Raw genomic sequence first — 22,488 nt, forward strand, 5'->3', positions numbered from 1 at the left:
GAAAGCCCACGGGCCGCGGCACGTGTGCGCGGCCGCCCGCGGAGCTCACCGGCAATCCGGCATGACGCTCGCCACATGGAGTGTGGTTCGCCGGAGTGTATTGGTACTGCATCCCGCTTCTGCAAGGCGTCCCGGCCAGAACACGCAGCGTAGTAGGTGTGAGACTGCTCACGAGACGGGTTTCCGGGGTGCCGCAACGACTTCCGGAGCGCCCTCGGCCCGCTCCGGTACCGCCTTTCGCGTGCCGTTGCCGTCGCGGACGGTCGTACCGCGCCGCCGCGCCGTTCCGCGCCCGTTCCCGTGCCGTTCCGCCGTGCGCTGCCTGTCGTGCCGCTGTGCGAAGCTCGGCGGGTGGATGAGGGCTCGCCGGTTCCGGCGCACGGACGGGCACGGCACCTGCTGGGCAGGGTCACCGCGGGCATCCCGGCGGACGAGAACCCGGTGACCCACGTCGCCGATCAGCCCGCCCGCTTCGCGCGCACCGCCGAGTGGCCGTCGTGGGCGGCGCCGGAGGTCGTCGAAGCGCTGCGGGCGAGTGGCGTGCACGAGCCGTGGGAGCACCAGGTCGAAGCGGCGACGCTCGCGCACGGCGGGCAGCACGTCGTGGTGTCGACCGGCACCGCGTCCGGGAAGTCGCTCGCCTACCAGCTCCCGGTGCTCACCTCGCTCGCCGAGGACGGCAAGGCCTGCGCCCTCTACCTGTCGCCGACGAAGGCGCTCGGCGCGGACCAGCTCCGCTCGGTGTCCTCTTTGGACCTGCGCGACGTCCGCGCGGCGGCCTACGACGGGGACACCGCGATGGCGGAGCGCGACTGGGTCCGCGCGCACGGCCGCTGGGTCTTCACCAACCCCGACATGCTGCACTTCGGGATTCTCGGCGCGCACGCGCGGTGGGCGCGGTTCTTCCGCAGGCTCGCCTACGTGGTGGTCGACGAATGCCACGGCTACCGCGGCGTCTTCGGCTCGCACGTGGCGCTGCTGCTCCGCAGGCTCCAGCGGGTGGCGAAGCGGTACGGCTCGTCACCGGTGTTCGTGCTGGCGTCCGCGACCACGGCCGGCCCCGCCGAGTTCGCGAGCAGGCTCACCGGGGTCGGCTGCGCCGCCGTGCAGGACGACGCGTCCCCCCGCGCCGCGCGGACCGTCGCGCTGTGGGAGCCGCCGCTGCTCGACAGCCTCTCCGGCGAGCACGGCGCGCCGGTCCGCCGCTCCGCCGGTGCCGAAGCCGCGCGGATCCTCGCCGAACTCGTCATCGAGGGCGCGCGGTCGCTCGCGTTCGTCCGGTCGCGCCACGGCGCCGAGCTCACCTCGCTCGGTGCGCGGCGAATACTGTCCGAAGTGGACTCCGAGCTGCCGGGGCTGGTCGCCGCCTACCGCGCCGGATACCTGCCGGAGGAACGGCGGGCACTGGAAAAGGCCCTGCTGAGCGGAAAACTGCTCGGGGTCGCGACGACGAACGCGCTCGAACTCGGCGTCGACATCGCGGGTCTCGACGCGGTGGTGCTCGCGGGCTACCCCGGCACGCTGGCCTCGTTCTGGCAGCAGGCCGGCCGCGCCGGGCGCTCCGGTGACGAGGCACTGGTGCTCTTCGTCGCGCGGGACGACCCGCTCGACACCTATCTCGTGCACCATCCCGCGGCGATACTCGACCGCCCGGTGGAGACGGCGGTGCTCGATCCCGGCAACCCGTACGTGCTCGCGCCGCAGCTCGCCTGCGCGGCGGCGGAACTGCCGCTCACCGTCTCGGAGCTCGACGCGTTCGGCGGTGAGGCGGCGAAGGCGGTGCTCGACGGCCTGGTCGCGGACGGGGTGCTGCGGAGGCGGGCGAGCGGCTGGTACTGGACGGCCCGCGAGCGCCCGCACGGCGAGGTGGACATCCGGGGCTCGGGCGGCGAGCAGATCGCGGTGGTGGAGTCGGAAACCTCGCGGATGCTCGGCACGGTGTCGCCGGGTTCGGCGTGCACCGCCGTGCATCCCGGCGCGGTGTACCTGCACCAGGGTTCGTCCTACGTGGTCGACGAGCTCGACCTCGACGGCGGGCTGGCGCTCGTGCACGCCGAGGACCCGGACTGGAACACCTCGCCGCGCGAGGTCGTGGACATCTCGGTGCTGTCCACGCTGCGGCGGGAGGACTTCGGCGGGGTGACCGTGTGCCTCGGCGAGGTCGCGGTGACCGAGCAGGTGGTGGGGTACCTGCGGCGCCTGCCGTCCGGGGCGATCCTCGACCAGGTTCCGCTTGACCTGCCGGAACAGGTTCTGCGCACCCGCGCGGTCTGGTACACGATCTCGGACGAGCTGCTTTCGGGGACCGGGGAGAGTGGCAGGACGCCGGGGGGCGCCGGACTGGATCCGGCGCGCGTCCCCGGCGCCCTGCATGCCGCCGAACACGCGGCGATCGGCCTGCTACCGCTGTTCGCTACGTGCGACCGCTGGGACATCGGCGGGGTGTCCACCGCGTTGCACTCGGACACCGGGGAGGCGACGGTGTTCGTGCATGACGGCCATCCCGGGGGTGCGGGATTCGCCGATCGCGGTTTTGCCGCTTTGGTCCCGTGGCTGGCCGCTACGCGGGAGGCGATCGTCTCCTGCGAGTGCCCGGCGGGCTGCCCGTCCTGTGTGCAGTCGCCGAAATGCGGGAACGGCAACGATCCACTGGACAAGGCGGGGGCGGTGGCCGTACTGGATGCCGTGCTGGGGGCTTTGCGTCGGCACGGCGGCCGGCCCGGCCACTCTGGTGGTCACTGATCTGGTGGTCACTGAGTGGTGGTCACTGAGTGGTAGTCACTGCATGGGTGGTGCGGGTCAGGCCGCGGTCCGGCTCGCGGCCACCAGGGCCGCTTCGGGTTCCTCGTCGAGCGCGCGCACCAGAACCTCGTGCACGGCGTCGGCCTCGGGCAGCTGCCAGCCCCACACCTCGGGCTTGACCCGCCAGTGCACGACACCGTGCTGGAACGGGGTCGGCGGCAGCGGGATCCAGCCGTCCTCGCCGTGCAGGTGGACGCCGTCGTGCGCGACCAGCTCGGCGGGGACCCGCTCGGCGACCTTGGTCAGGAACAGCCAGCGGCCGTTTGGCATGGCGACGATCGGCGCGGGGTGGCCGAGCGCGCGGAGCAGCCGGGCCGCCCGCTTGCCGACCGTGGCGTCGACCTCGACCGCGTCGAGCACGATGCCGGTCGCCACGAGCAGGCTGTACTGGGTGCCGGTCCACCACTCGGCGATCCGGTGCGGGTGCGCGCCGAGCTGCTCACGCCAGTTCTCGTGCGCCGGGACGGGCCCGAACCAGGGGGTGTCCTGGCCCTGCGCCGGGCAGGTGCCCGGGAGCACCGGCCAGCCGCGGGAAGCGAGGCCGATGGCCTCGGCACGCAGCTCGATCCCGAACGCGCCACGCCAGCTGTCCGACCAATCGGTGTCCAACATCGTCCTGCTTCTGCCTTTCTGGGTTCTGCGCCTGTGGGGGGGGCGCTCCGAACCCGTTGTCGCCGGGTGTGGTGCGCCGTTGGTGTCTGATCTCACTCAACGGCAATGTGCGGATCGCCGGAAGCGGCGCTCGACAACCGGCGGTTACGGGACGGTGAACGCACGGCGGGGGTTCGCCCCGCCGAACCGCGCGGGCCCGGCGAGGCGCGGCAAGCGGTCTGGACCAGCGGACCGTCCGGTATCCTCGAACCGGGCCTCCTTTTCGTTGACACGCAACGTATCCACGCCCGTGACAGCGAGGCACCGGCCGGCGGACCGCTGACCGTTCGCCGCGCAGGGGCAACCGCTGCTCGTGCGTCGGGCATCACACTCGTACGGGCGAAGCCGACCGTTCATCGTGCGGCCGCGCAGACGACCGGTTCACCCGGCGGCCCCTCAGCGCCCGGCGACCGCTCGTCCCGCCTTCGCGACCGGTCCCGCCCGCGCCCTCGCCGAGGCGGTGCCGAACCGGTCGAGCGGGCGGGGCGGGGCGCAGCCGACCTCGACCAGCGCGTCCCGGCCCGCCAGGCGGCAGCTCACCAGCCGGGTGCCCATCCGGTCCGCCACCAGGCCCGCCCGTGCGCAGGCCGCCTGCTCACCGTCGGCCACCCGTCCCGCCGCGGCCAAGGCCGCGAGGTCCGCCGCCCCGTTCGCCCGGTGCCGGGCGACCGCCGCCGCGCCGCCGCAGATCACCAGCGCCGCGATGGCGAGCAGCGCCGCGATCGCCGTGGCTGCCCACACCGTGGCGTACCCGGCGGCACGCTGGTCACCCGCTCGCACGGCCGCCGCCCTCGCCCGGTTCCAGTACCGCGTAGGCGGTGCCGTGCAGGTCGACGGGCAGCATCCCGCCGAGCGGGGTGGCGCGGACGTCGACCCGGATGCCGCCCGCCTCGCCGCTGGTGGTCAGCACCGCACCCGGCGGGGCGATCTCCGCGACCGCCCGTTCGGCGAGCGGGCGCTGGCCGCGCGCGATGAGCCTGGCCGCCTCGCTCGCCGCGTCGGTGCACCGGAGCTGGCCGGACACCGCGGCGAACCCCGCGAGGACGAGCCCGAGCACGAAGACCAGCGCGCACACCGCGATCGCCGCCTCGACCGTCACGGCGCCGGACTCGGGGTCCCCGCGCGCGTTCGCCGGGACCTCAGCGCTTGAAGTCGAGCGCATCGCGCACCAGTCCCGTCAGCGCGTCGACGATGCCGTCCCCGGTGACGATCACGTACAGCACGGCCGCGAACGCCGCCGCGGCGAGCGTGCCGATCGCGTACTCGGTGGTGCTCATGCCGTCGTCGCCGCCGAACAGGCCGAACGGGTCGAACGGGTCGGACCGGTGGTGGTTGCCTCGCATGGTGTTCACTCCTCGTTGTTCGTCCTTTGTGGATGGTTCGCAGCGGATGATCACCGCGGGATGGTGAGCGTGCCCGCGAGCCCGATGACCACCGGGACCACGCCGAGGCACAGGAACGCGGGCAGGAAGCACAGCCCGAGCGGCCCGGTGATCAGCACGCCGGCGCGCTGCGCCCTCGCCTCGGCCTCGTCCGACAGGCGTGCCCGTGCCCGCGCGGCGAGGTCCGCCGCGACGGAGGCGAGCGCGGCACCGGATCTCGCGGTGCGCCTGGCTGCCCTGGCCAGTTCGGCCGTCTCCGGGATCTCGGCGGCGGGCGCCCACGCCTCGGCAGGGTCGGCCCCCATCGCGAGCAGCCTCGCCGCGGCGCGCAACGCGTTCGCCACCTCGCCGGGTGCGCCGCCCGCGACGGCTTCGACCGCCGTCGGCACCGGCAACCCGGCGCGCAGGCACGCGGCGAGGAGGTCCCAGGTGGCCGCGAGCCGCTGCGGCCCGGCCGGGCTACTGGCGCGTCTCCTGGTCATCAGCAGCCAGGCCGCGGCACCGCACGGGATCGCGAGCACCGCGCCCGCGGGCCAGCCGCCGAGGCCGAACGCCGCGGCACCGGCGGACAGGGCCAGCAGAGGCGCGGGCGACCTGGCTTTCGCACCAGGCAGAGGGCCTCGCCCGGCGGGGAGCAGCCGCCGGAAGCGGTGCCGCGCCAAGCTCGGCGACGGTGCGGCGAGCAGCGCGAGCGAGCACGCCAGCAGGGCCGGGGCGATCACCGGGTCACCGCCCGTCCGGTCACCCGTGAACTCCACACGACACCGGCGAAGAGCAGCGCGCAGCCGGCGACCGCCAGGAGCTGGCCCGCGACCGTGCCGGTGAGCACCCGGACCGGGGACGCGCCCATGGCCTCGCCGAGCGCGACCCCGAACACGGGCAGCAGCGCCAGTACCGCCGCGCTGGCACGCGGTCCCGCCATCCGCGCCTCGCACTGGGCCGCGAACGCGGCCTCGGCGACCACGCCGCGGCGCACCGAATCGGCGGCCTCGGCCAGCGGGACGCCGTGCTCGTCCGCCAGTGCCCACGCACGGCGCAGGGCGTCCGTGGCTCCGGTGCCGCGGCCACGGGGAACCACCCCGAGCCTCGCGTGCCCGGCCAGCTCGCGCAGTTCGCCGGCGAGCGCGGGCGGGGAGTCCTCCGCCGCGACCTCGACGGCCCGTGCCGGATGCGCCCCGGCGCGGAGTTCGGTCACCATCGCGCGCATCGCGTCGGCCAGTGCGGCGGCGAGCGCGCGGCGGACGCGGGCCTGCCGCTCGGCACGCCACCGGCACCGGACCGCGGCGGTGAGCAGCCCCGCCGCGACCGCGCCGGCCGGGCCGCCCGCCACCGCGGCGAGCGCGATGACGGCCACCGGCGAGGCGACGCGCCACCAGCCCGCCGGTACCTGCCACGAACGCGGCTTGGCTTCCCACAACCCCCGCAGGCGCGCGGCCGACCCGTCCGCGGGCCAGGAGAGCAACGCGCAGCCGGACAACAACAGCGAGCAGGTCACCACGACGACCACTCCCCGCTTGAAAACCCTTGCGCACCAACGGAATTGGCACGCGTCCGATCGGCGGGAAGGAGCGAAGGCCTCACCACGGTGGCCGCACCCCCTTCGCGTCGAGCAGCCGCTCGAACCGGGCGCGGTGCGCCGTCCACCGCCCGTCCGTCCACACCGGACGGACGACGACCGCACCGTCCACACGCGACACCATGCCGATCTCGGCGAGCCGCCTCCCGGCTGGGCGCCGCCGCATGTGCAGCACGACCTGGACGGCCGCGCCGAACTGGCTGTGCAGGGCGGGTCTCGACAGTCCGCCGAGCGCGGCGAGCGCCTCCAGCCTCGCCGTCACCTCGGACGGGGAGTTGGCGTGCAGCGTGCAGGCGCCGCCTTCGTGGCCGGTGTTGAGCGCCGCCAGCAGTTCGCAGACCTCCGTGCCGCGGACCTCGCCCACGACGAGGCGATCCGGGCGCATGCGCAGCGCCTGGCGCACGAGATCGCGCAGCGTGACCTCGCCCGCGCCCTCGACGTTCGGCGGCCGCGCGGTCAGCCGGACGAACTGCGGGTGCCGCGGCTGAAGCTCTCCGGCGTCCTCGACGCAGACGATGCGCTGGCCTTCCGGGACCTCGCCGAGCATCGCGGCGAGCAGGGTGCTCTTGCCCGCGCCGGTGGCCCCGGTGACCAGGAACGCGAGGCGGGCGGCGACGACCGCTCTGACGACGCGCTCGCTGTCGCCGTCGAAGGTGCCGAGCCCGGCCAGCGCGGGCAGGTCGTGCGCGGCGGGCCGGAGCACCCGCAACGAGACGCACGTGCCCTCGGCCGCGATCGGCGGCAGCACGGCGTGCAGCCGCACCCTGCCGTGCGGGCCGTCACCGGGCAGCCAGCCGTCCACAAAGGGCTGCGCGTCGTCCAGCCGCCGTCCGGCCGCGAACGCGAGCCGCTGCGCGAGCCTGCGCACGGACTCCTCGTCCGCGAACCCGGCGTCCGCCCGGCGCAGGCCGGAATCGCCGTCCACCCACACTTCGCGGGGACCGGTGACGAGCACATCGGTGACGCCCGGCTCCGCCAGCAGCGGCTCGAGCGGACCGGCGCCGAAGAACTCCCTGCGCACCGACCGCAACGCCGCCAGCACCTCGCCGTGGCCGACGGGACCGCCCGCCTCCGCGCGGACGGCATCGGCGACGGCTTCCGGATCGTCGCCGGTGCCGGAGCCCGCGAGGCGCAGCCGGACGCGCCGGACCAGTTCGGTGGCCGCGGTTTCCGGCCCGATCACAACGGCACCCGTTCCGCGGTGCGCGGTGTCGTCAGTTCACTGAGGACGGTGCGCGCGGCCCTGCCGAGCGCGCTGCGGGGCCGGGGGTCGAACTCGCCCCGTTCCACCGCTTTCGGCAGCCATCGGTCCGAGGCCATGGTGGTGAGCATCGGCGCCCCGACCGATTCGGCCACCTGCTCGGCGGTCACGTCACTCGGGGCGGGGCCGCGCACGACGAGCCGCACTTTGCCCGCGTACCGGCCGAATCGCCGCAACACGCATTTCGCCGCGACGCAGGCGCGGAGCTCCATCGGCACCACGAGCACGGCGAGATCCGCCCTGTCCAGCACGGCCATCGCGGCGGCGCCGGGACTTCTCGGCAGATCGCACACCACGACGTACCCGGCGCGCCGCCCCGCTTCGACGACGGTGGCGACCGCCTGCGCCGCGGGACCCTGGCCGTCGTGATCGCACGAGACGAACGGCAGCTCACCGCGCGCCGTCCTGCGGCGCGGCAGGGCCGCGCTCAGCGCGGGCATCGACACGCTGCCGGCGCCGAGGCGCAGCTCCGGCCAGCGCAGCCCGGCGCCGAACTCCGCGCCGAGGAGGAGATCGATCCCGCCGCCGAGCGGATCGCAGTCGACGAGCATCGCCTCGCCCTCGGTGGCAGCGCGCAACGCCACCGCCGCGGCGAACACCGACGCGCCCGCGCCGCCTCGCCCGCCCGCGACGGCGAGCACGCGCCCGCCGGGAACATCGGGCCCGTCCACGACTTCGGCGAGCGCGGCGAGCAGCCCCGCCTCGTCGTCCGGCAGCGAGACGACCTTTTCCACCCCATTGCGGAAAACGTGCTGCCAGGTCGACGGTTCCGGCGGGCCCTTGCTCACCAGCACGACCCGCGACCGCCGCGGCAGCGGCCCGCCGGTGGCCGCCCGCTCGTCGACGAGCACCAGCGGCGCGGACTCCCAGCTGTCCCGTGCCGCAAGGAGATCGGGCGCGCACTCGGTTTCGCACCCCGCGGCGGCGGCGAGGCGCAGGATCTCGTCGAGCAGTGTCGGATCGCTCGCGACGACGAGCGGTCTGTTCCCGGTCATGTGCTCCCCCAAGGCTTCCCGCGGCACCCGGGGCGTTACGGCGTATCAGCGCCATCGCCCGGTGCCTGCCCGTCCGGTGGGTCCGCCACCGCGTCCGGGCTTCCACCGTCGCGCCGATCCGGTGACGCGGACAAGGGCGATCCGGCTCGCCTGTGGACAACCGGGGTGCTGTGGACAACTCGGCGGGCACACGCGCAGCCGGGACGGAATCGTCGGTGCGCGGTGGCATGATCACGCGCGCGGGATGCGCCCGGAAAACCAACGGCGAAGGGGTTATGGGGGCGACCCCCGCCAGGGGGGAGGGACGGGGGTCGCCGAGGGTTCAGCCCCGGGGGGTCGGACTGAACCGGGCCGGTCGAAACACCGGATATCCCAACTGTAACCCTGTTCGGGCCGGAACGGCGCTCACCTGCGCACCCACAATTCGGTAACAGCACAAAGCAATCGATTTCCTTTGCCTGTCGTTAATTTTGCCCTCGCGCGACGACGCCGCGTGGTCTCCGGCGGGGCACCTCCTATCCTGACGGGGTGGCCGAACCCAGCCGAACACCCAGCGCACCGGGCGCACCCCGGAAACCGACGAGGCCGGTCGCGGCCTTCTTCGATCTCGACAAGACGATCATCGCGTCGTCCAGCGCGCTCGCGTTCAGCAAACCGCTGCTGCGGCAGGGACTGATCAACCGCAGGGCGGCGGTGAAAAGCGCGTACGCGCAACTCGTCTTCGCGCTTTCCGGTGCGGATGCGGGAAAAACCGAGCGGATGCGGGCGCAGATCTCGGCGCTGTGCGCGGGCTGGGAAGTGGCGCAGATCCGGTCGATCGTGGCCGAGGCGCTGCACGACGTGGTCGACCCGCTCGTCTACGCCGAAGCCGCCGACCTGATCGCGCGGCACCGCGCCGACGGGCACGACGTGATCGTGCTGTCGGCGACCGGGGAGGAAGTCGTGGCGCCGATCGCGGAGATGCTCGGTGCCACCCGGAGCGTCGCCACCAGGATGCGCGTGGTGGACGGCCGCTACTCGGGCGAGGTCGATTTCTACTGCTACGGCGAGCACAAGGCGGTCGCGGCGCGCGAGCTCGCCGCCGCGCACGGCTACGACCTCGCCGACTGCCACGCCTACACCGACTCGAGCACGGACCTCCCCCTGCTGGAGGTGGTGGGTCACCCGCACGCGGTGAACCCGGACCGCGAACTCCGGCGCGCGGCCGAAGAGCGGGGCTGGCCGGTGCTCGCCTTCGCGAAACCGGTCTCGCTGCGGACGCGGGTGGCGCCCGCGGTCGCGATCGGCCTCGGCGCCGGGACGATCGCCGCGGCCGCGACGTGGTACGGGCTTTCCCGGCGGAGCCGGAAACGATCCAGTTAGTACAGACGGTCGCCGGGCAGGTCACCCGGCCACTCACACGGCGGTAAGCACGACCTCGATTTTCCCGCGATAACAGGGTTTTCGCCCACTCGCTGACGTCTTCGGACGCGGTCCGTCACCAAAACGGTGCGTCTGTACCGGTGCACCCGTCTGCGCTCTTGAAGTGACGGCCATCACTGAGTACAAAGTGAGGTGCGGACATCTTCTCGGCCAGGGACAAGGCGAAGATAAGCCTTGAGCCACCCCGTTGAGAACTCCGTGCGCGGACTCCAGGCACCCACGCGCAGCACGCCGCGGGAGGCTTGTCGTCTAGGGACTGCGTACCGGGACGCCGGACGCCGAGTCCAGGTAGGTACGACTGGAGTTGCACGCTTGGTCACCTGAGCAGTCCGCGCTAGTGGGCGGCGCCCGCTGACATCGTCGGCGGGCGCCGCCAGCTTTTTGTCGCCCGCACGGGCGGGTCTAGGGCAAAAGAGAGAATCGATAGCGGTGAGTAGGCCAAACGGCACAGCCGGTCGTTGACCTGCCGGGGTTCGGTGACTAGCTTCCCAGTGCCGGTGGATTCGGGTCAGAAGTTTCCCGTGCCGCCCGACACTGGGAGGTCGCCTTGCGCACTGATGGATTCCGTCCCCGGAGGACACATGCCCTCACCGCTGCCTGCGCGGCCGCAGTCGTACTCGCCGGTTGCGCTTCGGCCCCGGAAGCGGGCGAAGTGACCCCGCAGGCGGTGCGGCAGCCGGACGAGGCCGCCGCCTACGCCACGCGGACGCTCGCCGGGATGTCGCTGGAGCAGAAGGTCGGGCAGCTCTTCGTCGCCGACGTCTGGGGCAAGTCGGCGGACGAGGTGAACGCGGGCAACCAGAAGAAGTACGGCGTCGACACACCGGCGCAGGTGGTGCGGCGCTACGGGGTCGGCGGCGTCATCTACTTCAACAACGCGGGCACCGACAACGTGGACAACCCGGCCCAGCTCGCGCGCTTCTCGAACGGGTTGCAGCGCGCCGCGCTCGGCACCGGCGCGCGCCTGCCGCTGATCATCTCGACGGACCAGGAGGGCGGGCGCGTCACGAGGATCGGCGCACCCGCCACCGAGTACCCGTCGAACATGGCGATCGGCGCGGGCCGCGACGCGGGCGACGCGCGCACGCTGGCGGCGATCAGCGGCCACGAACTGCGCGCGATGGGGATCGGCCAGGACTTCGCGCCGGACGCGGACGTGAACTCGAACCCGCTCAACCCGGTGATCGGCTCGCGCTCGTTCTCCGCGGACCCGGCGCTGGCGAGCAAGCTCGTGGCCGCCGAGATCGACGGCTACCAGCGTTCGGGCGCGCCGACGGAGACGGTGGCCTCGGCGGCGAAGCACTTCCCCGGGCACGGTGACGCGGCGGAGGACAGCCACACCGGGCTGCCGGTGATCAAGCGGTCGGCCGAGGAGTGGCGCAAGATCGACATGCCGCCGTTCCAGGCCGCCGTCGACGCCGGTATCGACGTGATCATGAGCGCGCACATCACGGTGCCCAGCCTCGACCCGTCAGGGGAGCCCGCGACGCTGTCGAAGCCGATCATGACCGGGCTGCTGCGCGACGAACTGCACTTCGACGGCGTGGTGGTGACCGACTCGCTGCAGATGGAGGGCGTGCGGAAGCTGCACCCCGACGCGGAGGTCCCGGTGCTCGCGCTGGAGGCGGGCGTGGACCAGATGCTGATGCCGCCGGACCTGACCGTCGCCGTCAAGGGCGTGGTGGACGCGGTGCACAGTGGACGGCTGACCGAGCAGCGCGTCGACCAGAGCGTCACGCGCATCCTGAAGCTGAAGTACAAGCGCGGGATACTGGCGAAGCCGTTCGCCGACGAGGCCGCGGTGGACAAGACGGTGGGCACCCGCCGCAACCTCGACCAGATCCAGAAGCTGACCGACCGCACGCCGACGCTGCTGCGCGACGACAAGAAGGCGCTGCCGCTACGCGGGAACGGTCCCGTGCTGGTCGCGGGCTGGAACAACCCGGCCTACCCCGGTTACCCCTCGGATCCGGTGACCTCGCTCGCGAAGGCACTGGGCCCGCGCGCGAAAGCGGTGCCGACCGGCGCCTCGCCCGCGCAGGCGAAGATCGACGAAGCGGTCGCGGCGGCGAAGGGCGCGGAGACCGTCGTCGTGCTGACGAACGGGCTGCGCACCAGCGCTCCTCAGCGCGCGCTGGTGGAAGCGCTGAAGGCGACCGGGAAACCGGTGGTCGCGGTGGCCGTGCAAGAGCCCTACGACCCCGGGTTCGCGGACGTGCCGACCTGGCTGGCCACCTACGACTGGCGCGACGTGACGATGAAGTCGCTCGCGAAGGTGCTGACCGGGCAGAACAAGCCGATGGGCAAGCTGCCGGTGACCGTCCCGACCGGCGCGGACCCGGCGAAGGTGCTGTACCCGTTCGGCCACGGGCTTTCGTGGTGACGGTCAACCGCAGGCGCTTCATCGCCGGCGGGGCGATCGCGACGCCGTTGCTGGCGGCGGGCTCGGTCCCCGCCACGGCGGCGGAAACACCGCGGGAAGCGCAGGCGCGCCGGGTGACCACGGGCGCGGACTTCGCCGCGGCCGATGGCTGGCGCTCGCTGTCCGGGCGCAAGCTCGGCGTGCTGTCCAACCCGACGGGCGTGCTCGCGAACCTCGGCCACGTCGTCGATTCGATGGTGGCGGCCGGGGTGAAACCGGTGGCCGCGTTCGGCCCGGAGCACGGGTTCCGCGGCAGCGCGCAGGCTGGCGGCTCCGAAGGCGACTACACGGACCCGCGCACCGGGATCGCCGTCTACGACGCGTACGGAGTGGACGCGCCGAAGCTCGCGAGCCTGTTCACCAAGGCGGGCGTGGACACCGTGGTGTTCGACATCGCCGACGTCGGCGCGCGGTTCTACACCTACATCTGGTCGCTGTACACCGCGATGGTGGCGGCGGCGAAGGCGGGCGCGGCGTTCGTCGTGCTCGACCGCCCGAACCCGCTCGGCGGCGGCGTGGCCGGGCCGGTGCTGGACCCGGCGTTCGCCTCCGGGGTGGGGCGCAAGCCGATCGCGCAGCAGCACGGGATGACCGCGGGCGAGCTGGCGCGCTTGTTCGCCGGGGAGTTCCTGCCCGCGGAAGGGGTTCCGCCGCTGGAGTTGACCGTCGAGCAAGTGCGGGGCTGGCGGCGGGACGCGGTGTTCGCGCGGACCGGTCTGAAGTGGACACCGCCGAGCCCGAACATGCCGACGCCGGACACCGCGCTCGTCTACCCCGGCACCGGGATGTTCGAGGGCACCGTGTTCTCCGAGGGCCGCGGCACCACGCGCCCGTTCGAGACGATCGGCGCGCCGGGAATCGACTGGCGGTGGCGCGAGGCGCTCGGCGAAAGCGGACTGTCCGGAGTGGACTTCCGCGAAACCTACTTCGTGCCGACGTTCGGCAAGTTCGCGGGCGAAACGTGCGGGGGTGTGCAGCTCGCCGTGACCGATCCCGGCTCCTTCGACGCGATCCGCACCGCGGTGACCATGTTCGTCACCGCGAAACGGCTGCACCCCGACAAGTTCGGCTGGCGGCCGGACCACTTCATCGACAAGCTCAGCGGATCCGCGCGGCTGCGCACGATGGTGGACGCGGGCGCGGACGCCGGGGAGGTCACCGGCGCCTGGCGCGACGAGCTGGCGCGGTTCGCGCATCGACGGCGGCAGTACCTGATCTACCGGTGAGGAGCGGCGATGCGGGCTGGCAAACTGGGGGTCGCGGCCATGACGGCCGTACTGGCCTTCACCACCGCGGGAGCGAGCGCGATCGCCACACCTGAGCAGCACGGAAGCGGCCGCTTCGACCGGCCGTGGCACGGGTTCGCGCCCGCGCGCACGGTGCTGCGCGACGGGACGCCCGCCGACGCCGGGCTCGACCCGGCACCGCTGCGCGCCGTCGAGCAGCGCATCGACGCGTGGACGAAACCCGGCACGAGCGGGCACCCGCTGTTCTCCGGCGCGGTGGGGCTGTATGTGCACGACGGCGTCGTGGTGGACCGGCACGCCGTCGGCGGCGCGCTGCGGTACGCCGACGGCACCGGCACCGAGCTGCCGCCGTCGGAGCAGGTGCCGATGCGCGAGGACACGATCTTCGACATGGCGTCGATCTCGAAGCTGTTCACCTCGGTCGCGGCCATGCAGCTCGTCGAACGGCACCAGCTCGACCTGGCCGCGCCGGTGGCGGGGTACCTGCCGGAGTTCGCGGTGCACGGCAAGGGCCAGGTCACCGTCCAGCAGCTGCTGACGCACACCTCCGGGTTCGACGCGGACCCGTCGCCGCCGCTGTGGCAGGGCTACCCCGACATCCCGAGCAGGCGCGCGGCGGTGCTGGACAGCCCGCTGAAGTTCGCGCCGGGCAGCAGGTACCTCTACTCCGACCTGAACCTGATGACGCTCGGCTTCCTGGTCGAAAAGCTCACCGGCGCCACCCTGGACACCGTGGTGCGCGAGAAGATCACCGGCCCGCTGGGGATGCGCGACACCGGGTACAACCCGCCGGCCGGCAAGCTCGCCCGGATCGCGGCCACCGAGTTCCAGACGACCCCGCCGCGCGGCATGGTGCGCGGGCAGGTGCACGACGAGAACGCGTGGTCGCTCGGCGGCGTCTCGGGGCACGCCGGGGTGTTCTCGACGGCGCGCGACATGGCCGTGCTCGGGCAGGCGATCCTGAACGGCGGGACCTACGCCGGGCACCGGATCCTGCGCGAGGACACCGTCCGCGCGATGCTGACGAATCACATCGAGGGCCTTCCCGAGGTGCACGGGCTCGGGTTCGAGCTCGACGAGATGTTCTACATGGGCGGCCTGTCCTCTCCGGTCACCGGCGGCCACACGGGGTACACCGGCACCACGTTCGTGCTCGACCCCGAATCGCGGTCGGTCGCGATCCTGCTCACCAACCGCGTGCACCCGAACCGCGGCTGGGGCTCGATCAACGACGCGCGCGAGGCGTGGGCGACGGCGCTTTCGCGCTCGATGGCGGTGCGCCCGCGCGCCGGTCGCGACGCCTGGTTCAGTGATATCGGCAACACCGGCACCGCCACCCTCACCACCGGGCCGCTGCGCCCGCGTAACGATTCGGTGCGCGCGAGCTTCTCCGCGTTCGTCGACACCGAGACCTCGGACACGCTCGCGCTCGAGGCGAGCACCGACGGCGTCGCGTGGCAGCCGGTGCCGTTGCGCGCCTCCGGGCCGGGTGCGCCGGAGGGCGTCGTGAACGCTCTGTCCGGGCACGGACACCGCTCGTGGTGGCACGTTCGGGGAGAAATTCCCGCGAACGGGCCGGTCAGCCTGCGTTGGCGGTACTCGGCGGACAAGAGCTACACCGGCCGCGGCGTGCTCGTCGATGGGATCCGCGTCACCAGTGGCGGCCGGACGATCCTCGACGGTGAACACGATCCGTCATCACTCACCGCATCCGGTTGGCGACCGAGCACCAGGTAGGACGAAGGGTCACTCTTCGAACACGACACTAAGTTGCCAAGTCGTTAACAAGTGGACGTTAACAAGTTCGACTTGGTTGGCGACTTTCTTGGCAACTGAGTCGAGAGTGGCCCGCGCCCGGCGGGTTGCATTCATCCCGAAGGATGTGGGTAACCTTGTCTCAAATGCCGACGGTTAGTAACTTTCCCACGTCGCCCGAAGCTGGCGGCGTGGCCACGCTCCCCGACACCGTGACCACGGTCGCCGTGCCGGGACGCGACGCCGACTCGAGCCCGCTGGTCAAGATCCGCTCGCTGCTGCCGGGACTCGCCAGGGCCGAGCAGCGCGTCGCGAAGGTAGTGCTCGAAGACCCGTCCAGCGTCGCCCGTCGCAGCATCACCGAGGTCGCCCAGTCCGCGAACACCAGCGAGACGACCGTCACCCGGTTCTGCAAGGCGATCGGCGTCGGCGGCTACCCGCAGCTGCGCATCGCGCTCGCCGCGGACACCGCGCGCTCCGAAGCCCGCTCCACCCGCAACCTCGGCGGCGAGATCGGCCCCGGCGACGACCTCGCGTCCGTGGTCGGCAAGGTCAGCTTCGCCGACGCGCGCGCCGTCGAAGAGACCGCGGACCAGCTCGACGTGAACACCCTGCAGCAGGTGATCGACACCCTCGCCGAAGCGGGCCGCATCGACGTCTACGGCGTCGGCGCCAGCGCGTTCGTCGCCGCCGACCTCCAGCAGAAGCTGCACCGCATCGGCAGGGTCAGCTTCGCGTGGTCGGACACGCACATCATGCTGACCTCGGCCGCGGTGCTCCGGCCAGGCGACGTCGCGATCGGCATCTCCCACACCGGCGCCACCACGGACACCGTCGAGGCGCTGCGCGTCGCGCGCGAGCACGGCGCGATCACCGTGTCGCTCACCAACTTCCCGCGGTCCCCGGTCACCGAGGTCTCCGACCACGTGCTGACCACGGCCGCCCGCGAAACCACGTTCCGCTCCGGCGCCACCGCGAGCAGGATCGCGCAGCTCACCGTCATCGACTGCCTCTTCATCGGCGTCGCGCAGCGGCACATGGACGATGCCGTCAGCGCGCTGGACGCCACCAGGGACGCGGTCGGCTCACACCGGCTCGGGGTCAGGCCGGACGGCAGACGACGTCCGAGGGAGACCGGGAAATGAGCGAAAAAGTGAGGCGCATGATGACCGTGCCGCGCCAGGTCGTGCACGTTGATTCGCCGACAGAGCAACGAAACCCGCGCACCACCGACATCGACCTCATGTCGACCGTCGGCATCCTCGGCATGATCAACGCCGAGGACCGCCGCGTGCCCGACGCCGTCAACGCGGTGCTGCCGAGAATCGCCGGCGCCGTCGACTACGCCGTCGAGGCGCTGCGAGGCGGCGGGCGCGTGCACTACGTCGGCGCGGGCACCTCCGGCAGGCTCGCCACCCTCGACGCCGCCGAGCTCGTCCCGACCTACAACGTGCCGCCGGACTGGTTCGTCGCCCACCACGCCGGTGGCGCGCGGGCGCTGCGCCAAGCCGTCGAAAACGCCGAGGACGACGCCAAGGCGGGCGCCGCCGAGATGCGCGAGCACATCCAGCCCGGCGACTTCGTGCTCGGGCTGACCGCCTCCGGCCGCACCCCGTTCGTGCTCGGCGCGCTCGAAGCCGCCAGCAGGCTCGGCGCCAGGACCGGCCTCGTCTCCGGCAACCCCGGCGCGGTGAAGCCCGCGGGCGTCGACGTGCTCATCGCCGTCGACACCGGCCCCGAGGCCATCGCGGGGTCGACCAGGATGAAGGCGGGCACCGCGCAGAAGATCATCCTGACCGCGTTCTCCACCGCCACGATGATCCGGCTCGGGCGCACCTACTCGAACCTCATGGTGAGCATGCGCGCCACCAACGCCAAGCTCCGCGGGCGCACCCTGCGCATTCTTCGCGAGGCCACCGGCATGAGCCCGCAGGACTGCTCCGACGCGCTCGAAGCGGCCGACGGTGACCTCAAGGTCGCGCTCGTGCACCTGCTCGGCGGTGTCGGCGTCGAGCAGGCCAAGGACGCGCTCTCCGTAACCGACGGGCACGTGCGCAACGCGCTCGACTCGCTGCACGTCCGGGCCGGATAGCTCCGTTACGGGCGGGGCCGCCTCCGCCTCGGGAGGCGGCCTTCCCGGGACCCGTCAGCCGACGGCTTCGGCGATCCCCCGTGCTTCCTTGGCGCCCCGTTCCAGTGCGTCGCAGCAGAAGAGCAGCCACGCGCGCACGCCTTCGGGTTCCCCGCTCGCGAACCCTCCGGCGGCGTCGAGGTACTGCTTGACCCGCCGGAAGCACGCGACCTCCGGCACCGTCAGCGCCTTCGGGTCGAGACCGCTCGCGACCATGCTCAGCCGCGCCGCGGCGCGCGCGACCACACCGCCCGCGGTACCGAAGGGCCGCAGCGCGAGCAGTTCGCCGTGCACCACCGCGGTGAGCACCGGCCCCGGCGCCGTGGTCGCCCCGGTCACGAGCTGGCCGAGCAGTTCCAGGCGCGTGCCCGTGTCCTCGCGCGGGCGGCCCAGCTCGTCGGGGTCGGTGACCAGGTCGGCGGCGGCCAGTACGTGCAGTTTCGCCAGTGCCTGCGACGGGGCGCGGCGCCAGGTCGGCAACAGCCCTTCCAGCGCTTCGGCGACGCGGAGCGCACCGGCGAGCACGGGATCGGACACCGCGCCCTCGGCCGGGATCTCCGGGTCCGCGCCGTCGATCGCGGCCGACGCGCGGGCGGCCCGCACGGAGGCCTCCGCCGCCGTCGCCGAGCCGTCGCGCAGGTTCGCGCGATGCCGGTGCACGGCGAACACGGCGTCCTGGGCCGACTTCGCCGCCTCCGCGACGCCGTCGAGTTCGAGCAAGGGGCGCAACGGATCCGTCATGCGTCGAGCACCTGCCCCGCGCGGCGCACCACCGGCGCCCGCACCGACCACGGGAAGTTGATCCACCGGTCGGTGTGCCGCCACACGTACTCGCACTTGACCTCGGACCGCGGCTTTTCGTAGACGACCGCGCAGCGCACTTCGGCGACGTGGTCGGCGCAGAAGTCCCGCACCAGCTTCAGCGTCGCGCCGGTGTCCGCGACGTCGTCGGCGACCAGCACGGTGGCCCCGGTCAGGTCGACCGCGTTGGGCACCGGCGGCAGCATCACCGGCAGGTCGAGCCGCTCGTCGACACCGGTGTAGAACTCGACGTTCATCACGTGCAGGTTCTTCACGTCCAGCGCGTACCCGAGCGCGCCCGCCACGAACAGGCCGCCTCGCGCGATCGAAAGGACCAGATCGGGCTCGAACCCGTCGTCCGCGATCGCCTGCGCCAGTTCCCTGCTGGCCGATCCGAACAACTCCCAGGTGAGCTCTTCCCGCTCCTCGGCCATCCAGTCCTCCTCGCCTTGGTCCCGCGAAGCATAGGCAACGGAGAAGTGGCCTGGCGAAATGCTTCCACATTGGACATGACGAGCAGCCAATCCCGGCTCTACCGTGAACGGGTGACCGACTGGACCGACCACCCGACCCTGACCGGCGCGCACGTGCGCCTCGAGCCGCTTTCCGAGGACCACGCCGAGGGCCTGCACGAAGCGGGCCGCGACCCGGAGATCTGGGCCTGGCTCAGCCTGACTCGGCCGGAGACGCCCGGCGACACGCGTGCAATGGTCAAGACCATTCTCGCGATGCCGGGCCGCCAGGCGTTCGCCCAGGTCGACGCCGCCACCGGCGAGGTCGCCGGTACCACGTCGTACTACCAGGTCGACCCGGCGCACAGGGCGCTGCTGATCGGGCACACCTGGCTCGGGAAGCGGTGGCAGCGCACACCGCTCAACACGGAGGCGAAACTGCTCCTGCTGACGCACGCGTTCGAAGCGCGCGGCGCGATCCGCGTCGCCTGGCAGACCGACCACCGCAACGAGCGGTCGCAGCGCGCGATCGAACGGCTCGGCGCGAAGCGCGACGGGGTGCTGCGCTCGCACCGGATCCGCCCGGACGGCACCGTGCGGGACACCGTCGAATACTCGGTGATCGCGGCCGAATGGCCTTCGGTGCGCGACGGCTTGCTGGCCCGCCTCGGCTGAAAAGACCGTTCGCATGCCTTTCGTCCCCGCCCGCCGCCCGTTCGTCCGCTGCCACCGGGTGCAACGCCGCTGCGACCTTTTACTTCCAGTACTAACGTCGTTACCGTGCCGGAGGGCGTCAGCCGCGTACTCGCATTCTCAGGAGGCCTAGCACCATGACCGAGCAGTCCCCAGCGTTGGACAACCTGCTCAAGGAGAGCCGCACCTTCCCGCCGGGCGAGGAGTTCGCCGCGCAGGCCAACGCGACCGCGGAGTTGCGGGCGGAGGCCGACGCCGACCGTGACGCGTTCTGGGCGAAGCAGGCCGAGCGGCTGCACTGGGACACGAAGTGGTCCCAGGTGCTCGACTGGTCCGGCGCGCCGTTCGCGAAGTGGTTCGTCGGCGGGAAGCTCAACGTCGCCTACAACTGCGTCGACCGCCACGTCGAGAGCGGGCACGGCGACCAGGTCGCGATCCACTGGGTCGGCGAACCGGGCGACACCCGCGACATCACCTACGCGCAGCTCAAGGACGAGGTTTCCAAGGCGGCCAACGCGTTCGCCTCGCTCGGCGTCAAGGCGGGCGACGTGGTCGCCATCCAGCTGCAGATGATCCCCGAGGCGATCATCGCGATGCTCGCCTGCGCCAGGATCGGCGCGCTGCACAACGTGGTCTTCGGCGGGTTCTCCCCGACCGCGCTGCGCGCCCGCGTCGACGACGCCGCGGCGAAGATCGTGATCACCTCGGACGGGCAGTACCGGCGCGGCAAGGCGGCGCCGATGAAGGCCAACGTCGACGAAGCGCTCGAAGGCGCGAAGACCGTCGAGAAGGTCATCGTCGTGCGGCGCACCGGCAGCGACCTCGAAGGCGACGCGCCGTGGACCGAGGGCCGCGACCTGTGGTGGCACGACCTCGTGGACGCGCAGTCCGCCGAGCACCGGCCGGAGGCGTTCGACTCCGAGCACCCGCTGTTCATCCTCTACACCTCCGGCACCACCGGGAAGCCGAAGGGCATCCTGCACACCTCCGGCGGCTACCTGACGCAGGCCGCGTACACGCACCACAACGTCTTCGACCACAAGGCGGGCGAGGACGTGTACTGGTGCACCGCCGACATCGGCTGGGTCACCGGGCACAGCTACATCGTCTACGGGCCGCTCGCGAACCGCGTCACGCAGGTCGTCTACGAGGGCACGCCGAACACCCCGCACGAGGGGCGGCACTGGGAGATCGTGCAAAAGTACGGCGTCTCGATCTACTACACCGCGCCCACCCTGATCCGCACCTTCATGAAGTGGGGCAAGGAAATCCCGGAGAAGTACGACCTGTCCACGCTGCGCGTGCTCGGCAGCGTCGGCGAGCCGATCAACCCGGAGGCGTGGATCTGGTACCGGGAGAACATCGGCGCGGGCAAGGCGCCGATCGTGGACACCTGGTGGCAGACCGAGACCGGCGCGATCATGATCTCGCCGCTGCCCGGCGTCACCTCGACGAAGCCGGGTTCCGCGCAGCGGGCGCTGCCCGGGATCTCCGCGAAGGTCGTCGACGACCAGGCGCAGGAGGTCGGCAACGGCGGTGGCGGGTACCTGGTGCTCGACAAGCCGTGGCCGTCGATGCTGCGCGGGATCTGGGGCGACGACGAGCGCTTCAAGGAGACCTACTGGTCCCGGTTCGCCGACCAGGGCTTCTACTTCGCCGGTGACGGCGCGAAGTACGACGACGACGGCGACATCTGGCTGCTCGGCCGCGTCGACGACGTGATGAACGTGTCCGGCCACCGGATCTCGACCACCGAGGTGGAGTCGGCGCTCGTGTCGCACCCGACCGTCGCCGAGGCGGCCGTCGTCGGCGCGAGCGATGCCACCACGGGCCAGGGCATCGTGGCGTTCGTGATCCTGCGCGGCAACGCGGACAAGGACGCCGCCAGCGGCGAAGAGGCGGTTCAGGCGCTGCGCGACCACGTGGCGAAGGAGATCGGCCCGATCGCCAAGCCGCGCCAGATCATGGTCGTGCCGGAGCTGCCGAAGACGCGCTCGGGCAAGATCATGCGGCGGCTGCTGCGCGACGTCGCGGAGAACCGCGAGGTCGGCGACGTGACCACGCTGGCGGATTCGTCGGTGATGGACCTGATCTCGTCCGGCCTCAACTCGGACAAGTCCGAGGAGTAAGCCCCCTTTCGAAGGCGCCCCCGCGGTACGGCCGCGGGGGCGCCTTCGCGTTTGACGCCCTCCCCGTTGCTCAGGTAACTTTGCTTGCAAAGCAAAAATACTTGAGGGGCGAAGATGACCGTTCTGATCACCGGGGCGCGGGGCAACATCGGGAGCGCGATCGTCACCAGGCTCGCCGCGGACGGGCACGCCGTCCGCGCTTCGGCACGGGACACGACGACGCTGGACGTGCCCGCCGGCGTGGAAACCGCGACCCTCGATCTGACGCGGTTCGCGGGCAAAACGCTGACGGACGTCGAGACGCTGTTCCTCTATCCGACCCGGGGTGACTGCCGGGATTTCCTCACCGCCGCAAAGGAAGCGGGTGTCCAGTACGTCGTGCTGCTGTCCTCGCCCGCGTCGTTCGAGCACGGCGAGTGCGACGGGCCGATCGGGCTGGTCCACCGCGGCGTCGAACAGGCGCTCGCGGATTCGGGGCTGCGCCACACGATCCTCTACCCGAGCTGGCTCGCCACCAACGCGCGCCGCGACTGGGGCGAGGAAATCCGTGCGGAAAACCGGATCAGCCTGGCGCATCCGGACGCCCAGGTCAGCCCGATCCACCTCGACGACATCGCCGAAGTGGCGGCCGCGCTGCTCACCGAGGATGCGCACCGCGGCCGCATGCAGGTGCTGACCGGGCCGGAATCGTTGACCCAGCGGGAAATCGCGGGTGTCCTCGCCGAGGAGACCGGCCGCGCGATCACCATCGCCGAACTCACCCGCGAGC

19 protein-coding genes and 1 pseudogene are annotated in these 22,488 nt (G+C 72.3%); 10 read left to right on the plus strand and 10 right to left on the minus strand.

Annotated elements, in window-relative coordinates; genetic code table 11:
• Positions 1 to 351 precede the first annotated feature (351 nt).
• Entirely contained in the window at positions 352 to 2,742 is a 2,391-nt protein-coding gene (locus ABD256_RS03590; protein ID WP_344413310.1) for a DEAD/DEAH box helicase, read from the plus strand.
• A gap of 57 nt (positions 2,743 to 2,799) precedes the next feature.
• On the opposite strand, the gene ABD256_RS03595 is transcribed toward ABD256_RS03590, so the two are convergent.
• The 8 genes from ABD256_RS03595 to ssd all read right to left on the minus strand — a co-directional run bounded on the left by ABD256_RS03595 (position 2,800) and on the right by ssd (position 8,667).
• Positions 2,800 to 3,414, minus strand: coding sequence for a bifunctional DNA primase/polymerase (locus ABD256_RS03595; RefSeq protein WP_344413312.1), 615 nt, complete (start codon positions 3,412 to 3,414; stop codon positions 2,800 to 2,802).
• 435 nt (positions 3,415 to 3,849) lie between these two features.
• A complete protein-coding gene (locus ABD256_RS03600; RefSeq protein ID WP_344413314.1) occupies positions 3,850 to 4,233 on the minus strand; it encodes an Rv3654c family TadE-like protein in 384 nt (127 codons plus the stop codon).
• Complete coding sequence (locus ABD256_RS03605) at positions 4,220 to 4,615, minus strand: TadE family type IV pilus minor pilin (protein ID WP_344413316.1); 396 nt, start codon at positions 4,613 to 4,615, stop codon at positions 4,220 to 4,222. The genes ABD256_RS03600 and ABD256_RS03605 overlap by 14 nt, the downstream gene beginning before the upstream one ends.
• Positions 4,593 to 4,796: a DUF4244 domain-containing protein gene (locus tag ABD256_RS03610; protein ID WP_344413318.1), complete on the minus strand. Its 204-nt coding sequence runs from the start codon at positions 4,794 to 4,796 to the stop codon at positions 4,593 to 4,595. Before ABD256_RS03610 ends, ABD256_RS03605 begins: the two co-directional genes overlap by 23 nt.
• Before the next feature lie 50 nt (positions 4,797 to 4,846).
• Positions 4,847 to 5,557: a type II secretion system F family protein gene (locus ABD256_RS03615; RefSeq protein WP_344413320.1), complete on the minus strand. Its 711-nt coding sequence runs from the start codon at positions 5,555 to 5,557 to the stop codon at positions 4,847 to 4,849.
• Positions 5,554 to 6,333, minus strand: coding sequence for a type II secretion system F family protein (locus ABD256_RS03620; protein WP_344413322.1), 780 nt, complete (start codon positions 6,331 to 6,333; stop codon positions 5,554 to 5,556). The genes ABD256_RS03615 and ABD256_RS03620 overlap by 4 nt, the downstream gene beginning before the upstream one ends.
• 79 nt (positions 6,334 to 6,412) lie before the next feature.
• Positions 6,413 to 7,594, minus strand: coding sequence for a TadA family conjugal transfer-associated ATPase (locus ABD256_RS03625; protein ID WP_344413325.1), 1,182 nt, complete (start codon positions 7,592 to 7,594; stop codon positions 6,413 to 6,415).
• Entirely contained in the window at positions 7,591 to 8,667 is a 1,077-nt protein-coding gene (gene ssd, locus ABD256_RS03630; protein WP_344413327.1) for a septum site-determining protein Ssd, read from the minus strand. The genes ABD256_RS03625 and ssd overlap by 4 nt, the downstream gene beginning before the upstream one ends.
• Positions 8,668 to 9,195: 528 nt before the next feature.
• On the opposite strand from ssd, the gene ABD256_RS03635 reads away from it, so the two are divergent.
• The 6 genes from ABD256_RS03635 (at position 9,196) to ABD256_RS03660 (ending at position 17,605) form a co-directional block, all read left to right on the plus strand.
• Positions 9,196 to 10,029, plus strand: a complete 834-nt coding sequence (locus ABD256_RS03635; protein WP_344413329.1) for an HAD family hydrolase — start codon at positions 9,196 to 9,198, stop codon at positions 10,027 to 10,029.
• A gap of 607 nt (positions 10,030 to 10,636) precedes the next feature.
• On the plus strand, positions 10,637 to 12,472 hold the full coding sequence (locus ABD256_RS03640) for a glycoside hydrolase family 3 protein (protein WP_425546370.1): 1,836 nt from the start codon (positions 10,637 to 10,639) through the stop codon (positions 12,470 to 12,472).
• Positions 12,469 to 13,737, plus strand: a complete 1,269-nt coding sequence (locus ABD256_RS03645) for an exo-beta-N-acetylmuramidase NamZ family protein (RefSeq protein WP_344413499.1) — start codon at positions 12,469 to 12,471, stop codon at positions 13,735 to 13,737. The genes ABD256_RS03640 and ABD256_RS03645 overlap by 4 nt, the downstream gene beginning before the upstream one ends.
• Before the next feature lie 9 nt (positions 13,738 to 13,746).
• Positions 13,747 to 15,495, plus strand: coding sequence for a serine hydrolase domain-containing protein (locus tag ABD256_RS03650; RefSeq protein ID WP_344413333.1), 1,749 nt, complete (start codon positions 13,747 to 13,749; stop codon positions 15,493 to 15,495).
• Positions 15,496 to 15,659: 164 nt separating this feature from the next.
• Positions 15,660 to 16,658: a MurR/RpiR family transcriptional regulator gene (locus tag ABD256_RS03655; protein ID WP_344413335.1), complete on the plus strand. Its 999-nt coding sequence runs from the start codon at positions 15,660 to 15,662 to the stop codon at positions 16,656 to 16,658.
• Between the two features lie 17 nt (positions 16,659 to 16,675).
• Positions 16,676 to 17,605: an N-acetylmuramic acid 6-phosphate etherase gene (locus tag ABD256_RS03660; RefSeq protein ID WP_344413501.1), complete on the plus strand. Its 930-nt coding sequence runs from the start codon at positions 16,676 to 16,678 to the stop codon at positions 17,603 to 17,605.
• Between the two features lie 54 nt (positions 17,606 to 17,659).
• On the opposite strand, the gene ABD256_RS03665 is transcribed toward ABD256_RS03660, so the two are convergent.
• The gene (locus tag ABD256_RS03665; protein ID WP_344413337.1) at positions 17,660 to 18,385 is read right to left on the minus strand and encodes an oxidoreductase; all 726 of its coding nucleotides are present in this window, start codon (positions 18,383 to 18,385) and stop codon (positions 17,660 to 17,662) included.
• On the minus strand, positions 18,382 to 18,879 hold the full coding sequence (locus tag ABD256_RS03670; protein WP_344413340.1) for a phosphoribosyltransferase: 498 nt from the start codon (positions 18,877 to 18,879) through the stop codon (positions 18,382 to 18,384). The genes ABD256_RS03665 and ABD256_RS03670 overlap by 4 nt, the downstream gene beginning before the upstream one ends.
• A gap of 111 nt (positions 18,880 to 18,990) precedes the next feature.
• Here ABD256_RS03670 and ABD256_RS03675 point away from each other — a divergent pair, with 111 nt between their 5' ends.
• The 3 genes and pseudogenes from ABD256_RS03675 to ABD256_RS03685 form a co-directional block, all read left to right on the plus strand.
• Positions 18,991 to 19,572 (plus strand): GNAT family N-acetyltransferase, encoded by a 582-nt coding sequence (locus ABD256_RS03675; protein WP_344413342.1) that lies wholly within the window; start codon positions 18,991 to 18,993, stop codon positions 19,570 to 19,572.
• Positions 19,573 to 19,727: 155 nt separating this feature from the next.
• Complete coding sequence (gene acs / locus ABD256_RS03680) at positions 19,728 to 21,719, plus strand: acetate--CoA ligase (protein WP_344413344.1); 1,992 nt, start codon at positions 19,728 to 19,730, stop codon at positions 21,717 to 21,719.
• A gap of 114 nt (positions 21,720 to 21,833) precedes the next feature.
• Positions 21,834 to 22,481 (plus strand): annotated as a pseudogene (locus ABD256_RS03685) (SDR family oxidoreductase); the annotation flags it as partial.
• Positions 22,482 to 22,488: the final 7 nt, after the last annotated feature.

It is taken from the genome of Amycolatopsis minnesotensis, from assembly GCF_039529815.1.
GTDB classification, from domain to species: domain Bacteria; phylum Actinomycetota; class Actinomycetes; order Mycobacteriales; family Pseudonocardiaceae; genus Amycolatopsis; species Amycolatopsis minnesotensis.

Coding starts and splice junctions, on each gene's coding strand:
- ABD256_RS03665 (WP_344413337.1), bottom strand. CDS start 18,385: ATGACGGATCCGTTGCGCCCCTTGCTCGAACTCGACGGCGTCGCGGAG.
- ABD256_RS03660 (WP_344413501.1), top strand. CDS start 16,676: ATGATGACCGTGCCGCGCCAGGTCGTGCACGTTGATTCGCCGACAGAG.
- ABD256_RS03655 (WP_344413335.1), top strand. CDS start 15,660: ATGCCGACGGTTAGTAACTTTCCCACGTCGCCCGAAGCTGGCGGCGTG.
- ABD256_RS03605 (WP_344413316.1), bottom strand. CDS start 4,615: ATGCGCTCGACTTCAAGCGCTGAGGTCCCGGCGAACGCGCGCGGGGAC.
- ABD256_RS03610 (WP_344413318.1), bottom strand. CDS start 4,796: ATGCGAGGCAACCACCACCGGTCCGACCCGTTCGACCCGTTCGGCCTG.
- ABD256_RS03670 (WP_344413340.1), bottom strand. CDS start 18,879: ATGGCCGAGGAGCGGGAAGAGCTCACCTGGGAGTTGTTCGGATCGGCC.
- ABD256_RS03650 (WP_344413333.1), top strand. CDS start 13,747: ATGCGGGCTGGCAAACTGGGGGTCGCGGCCATGACGGCCGTACTGGCC.
- acs (WP_344413344.1), top strand. CDS start 19,728: ATGACCGAGCAGTCCCCAGCGTTGGACAACCTGCTCAAGGAGAGCCGC.
- ssd (WP_344413327.1), bottom strand. CDS start 8,667: ATGACCGGGAACAGACCGCTCGTCGTCGCGAGCGATCCGACACTGCTC.
- ABD256_RS03595 (WP_344413312.1), bottom strand. CDS start 3,414: ATGTTGGACACCGATTGGTCGGACAGCTGGCGTGGCGCGTTCGGGATC.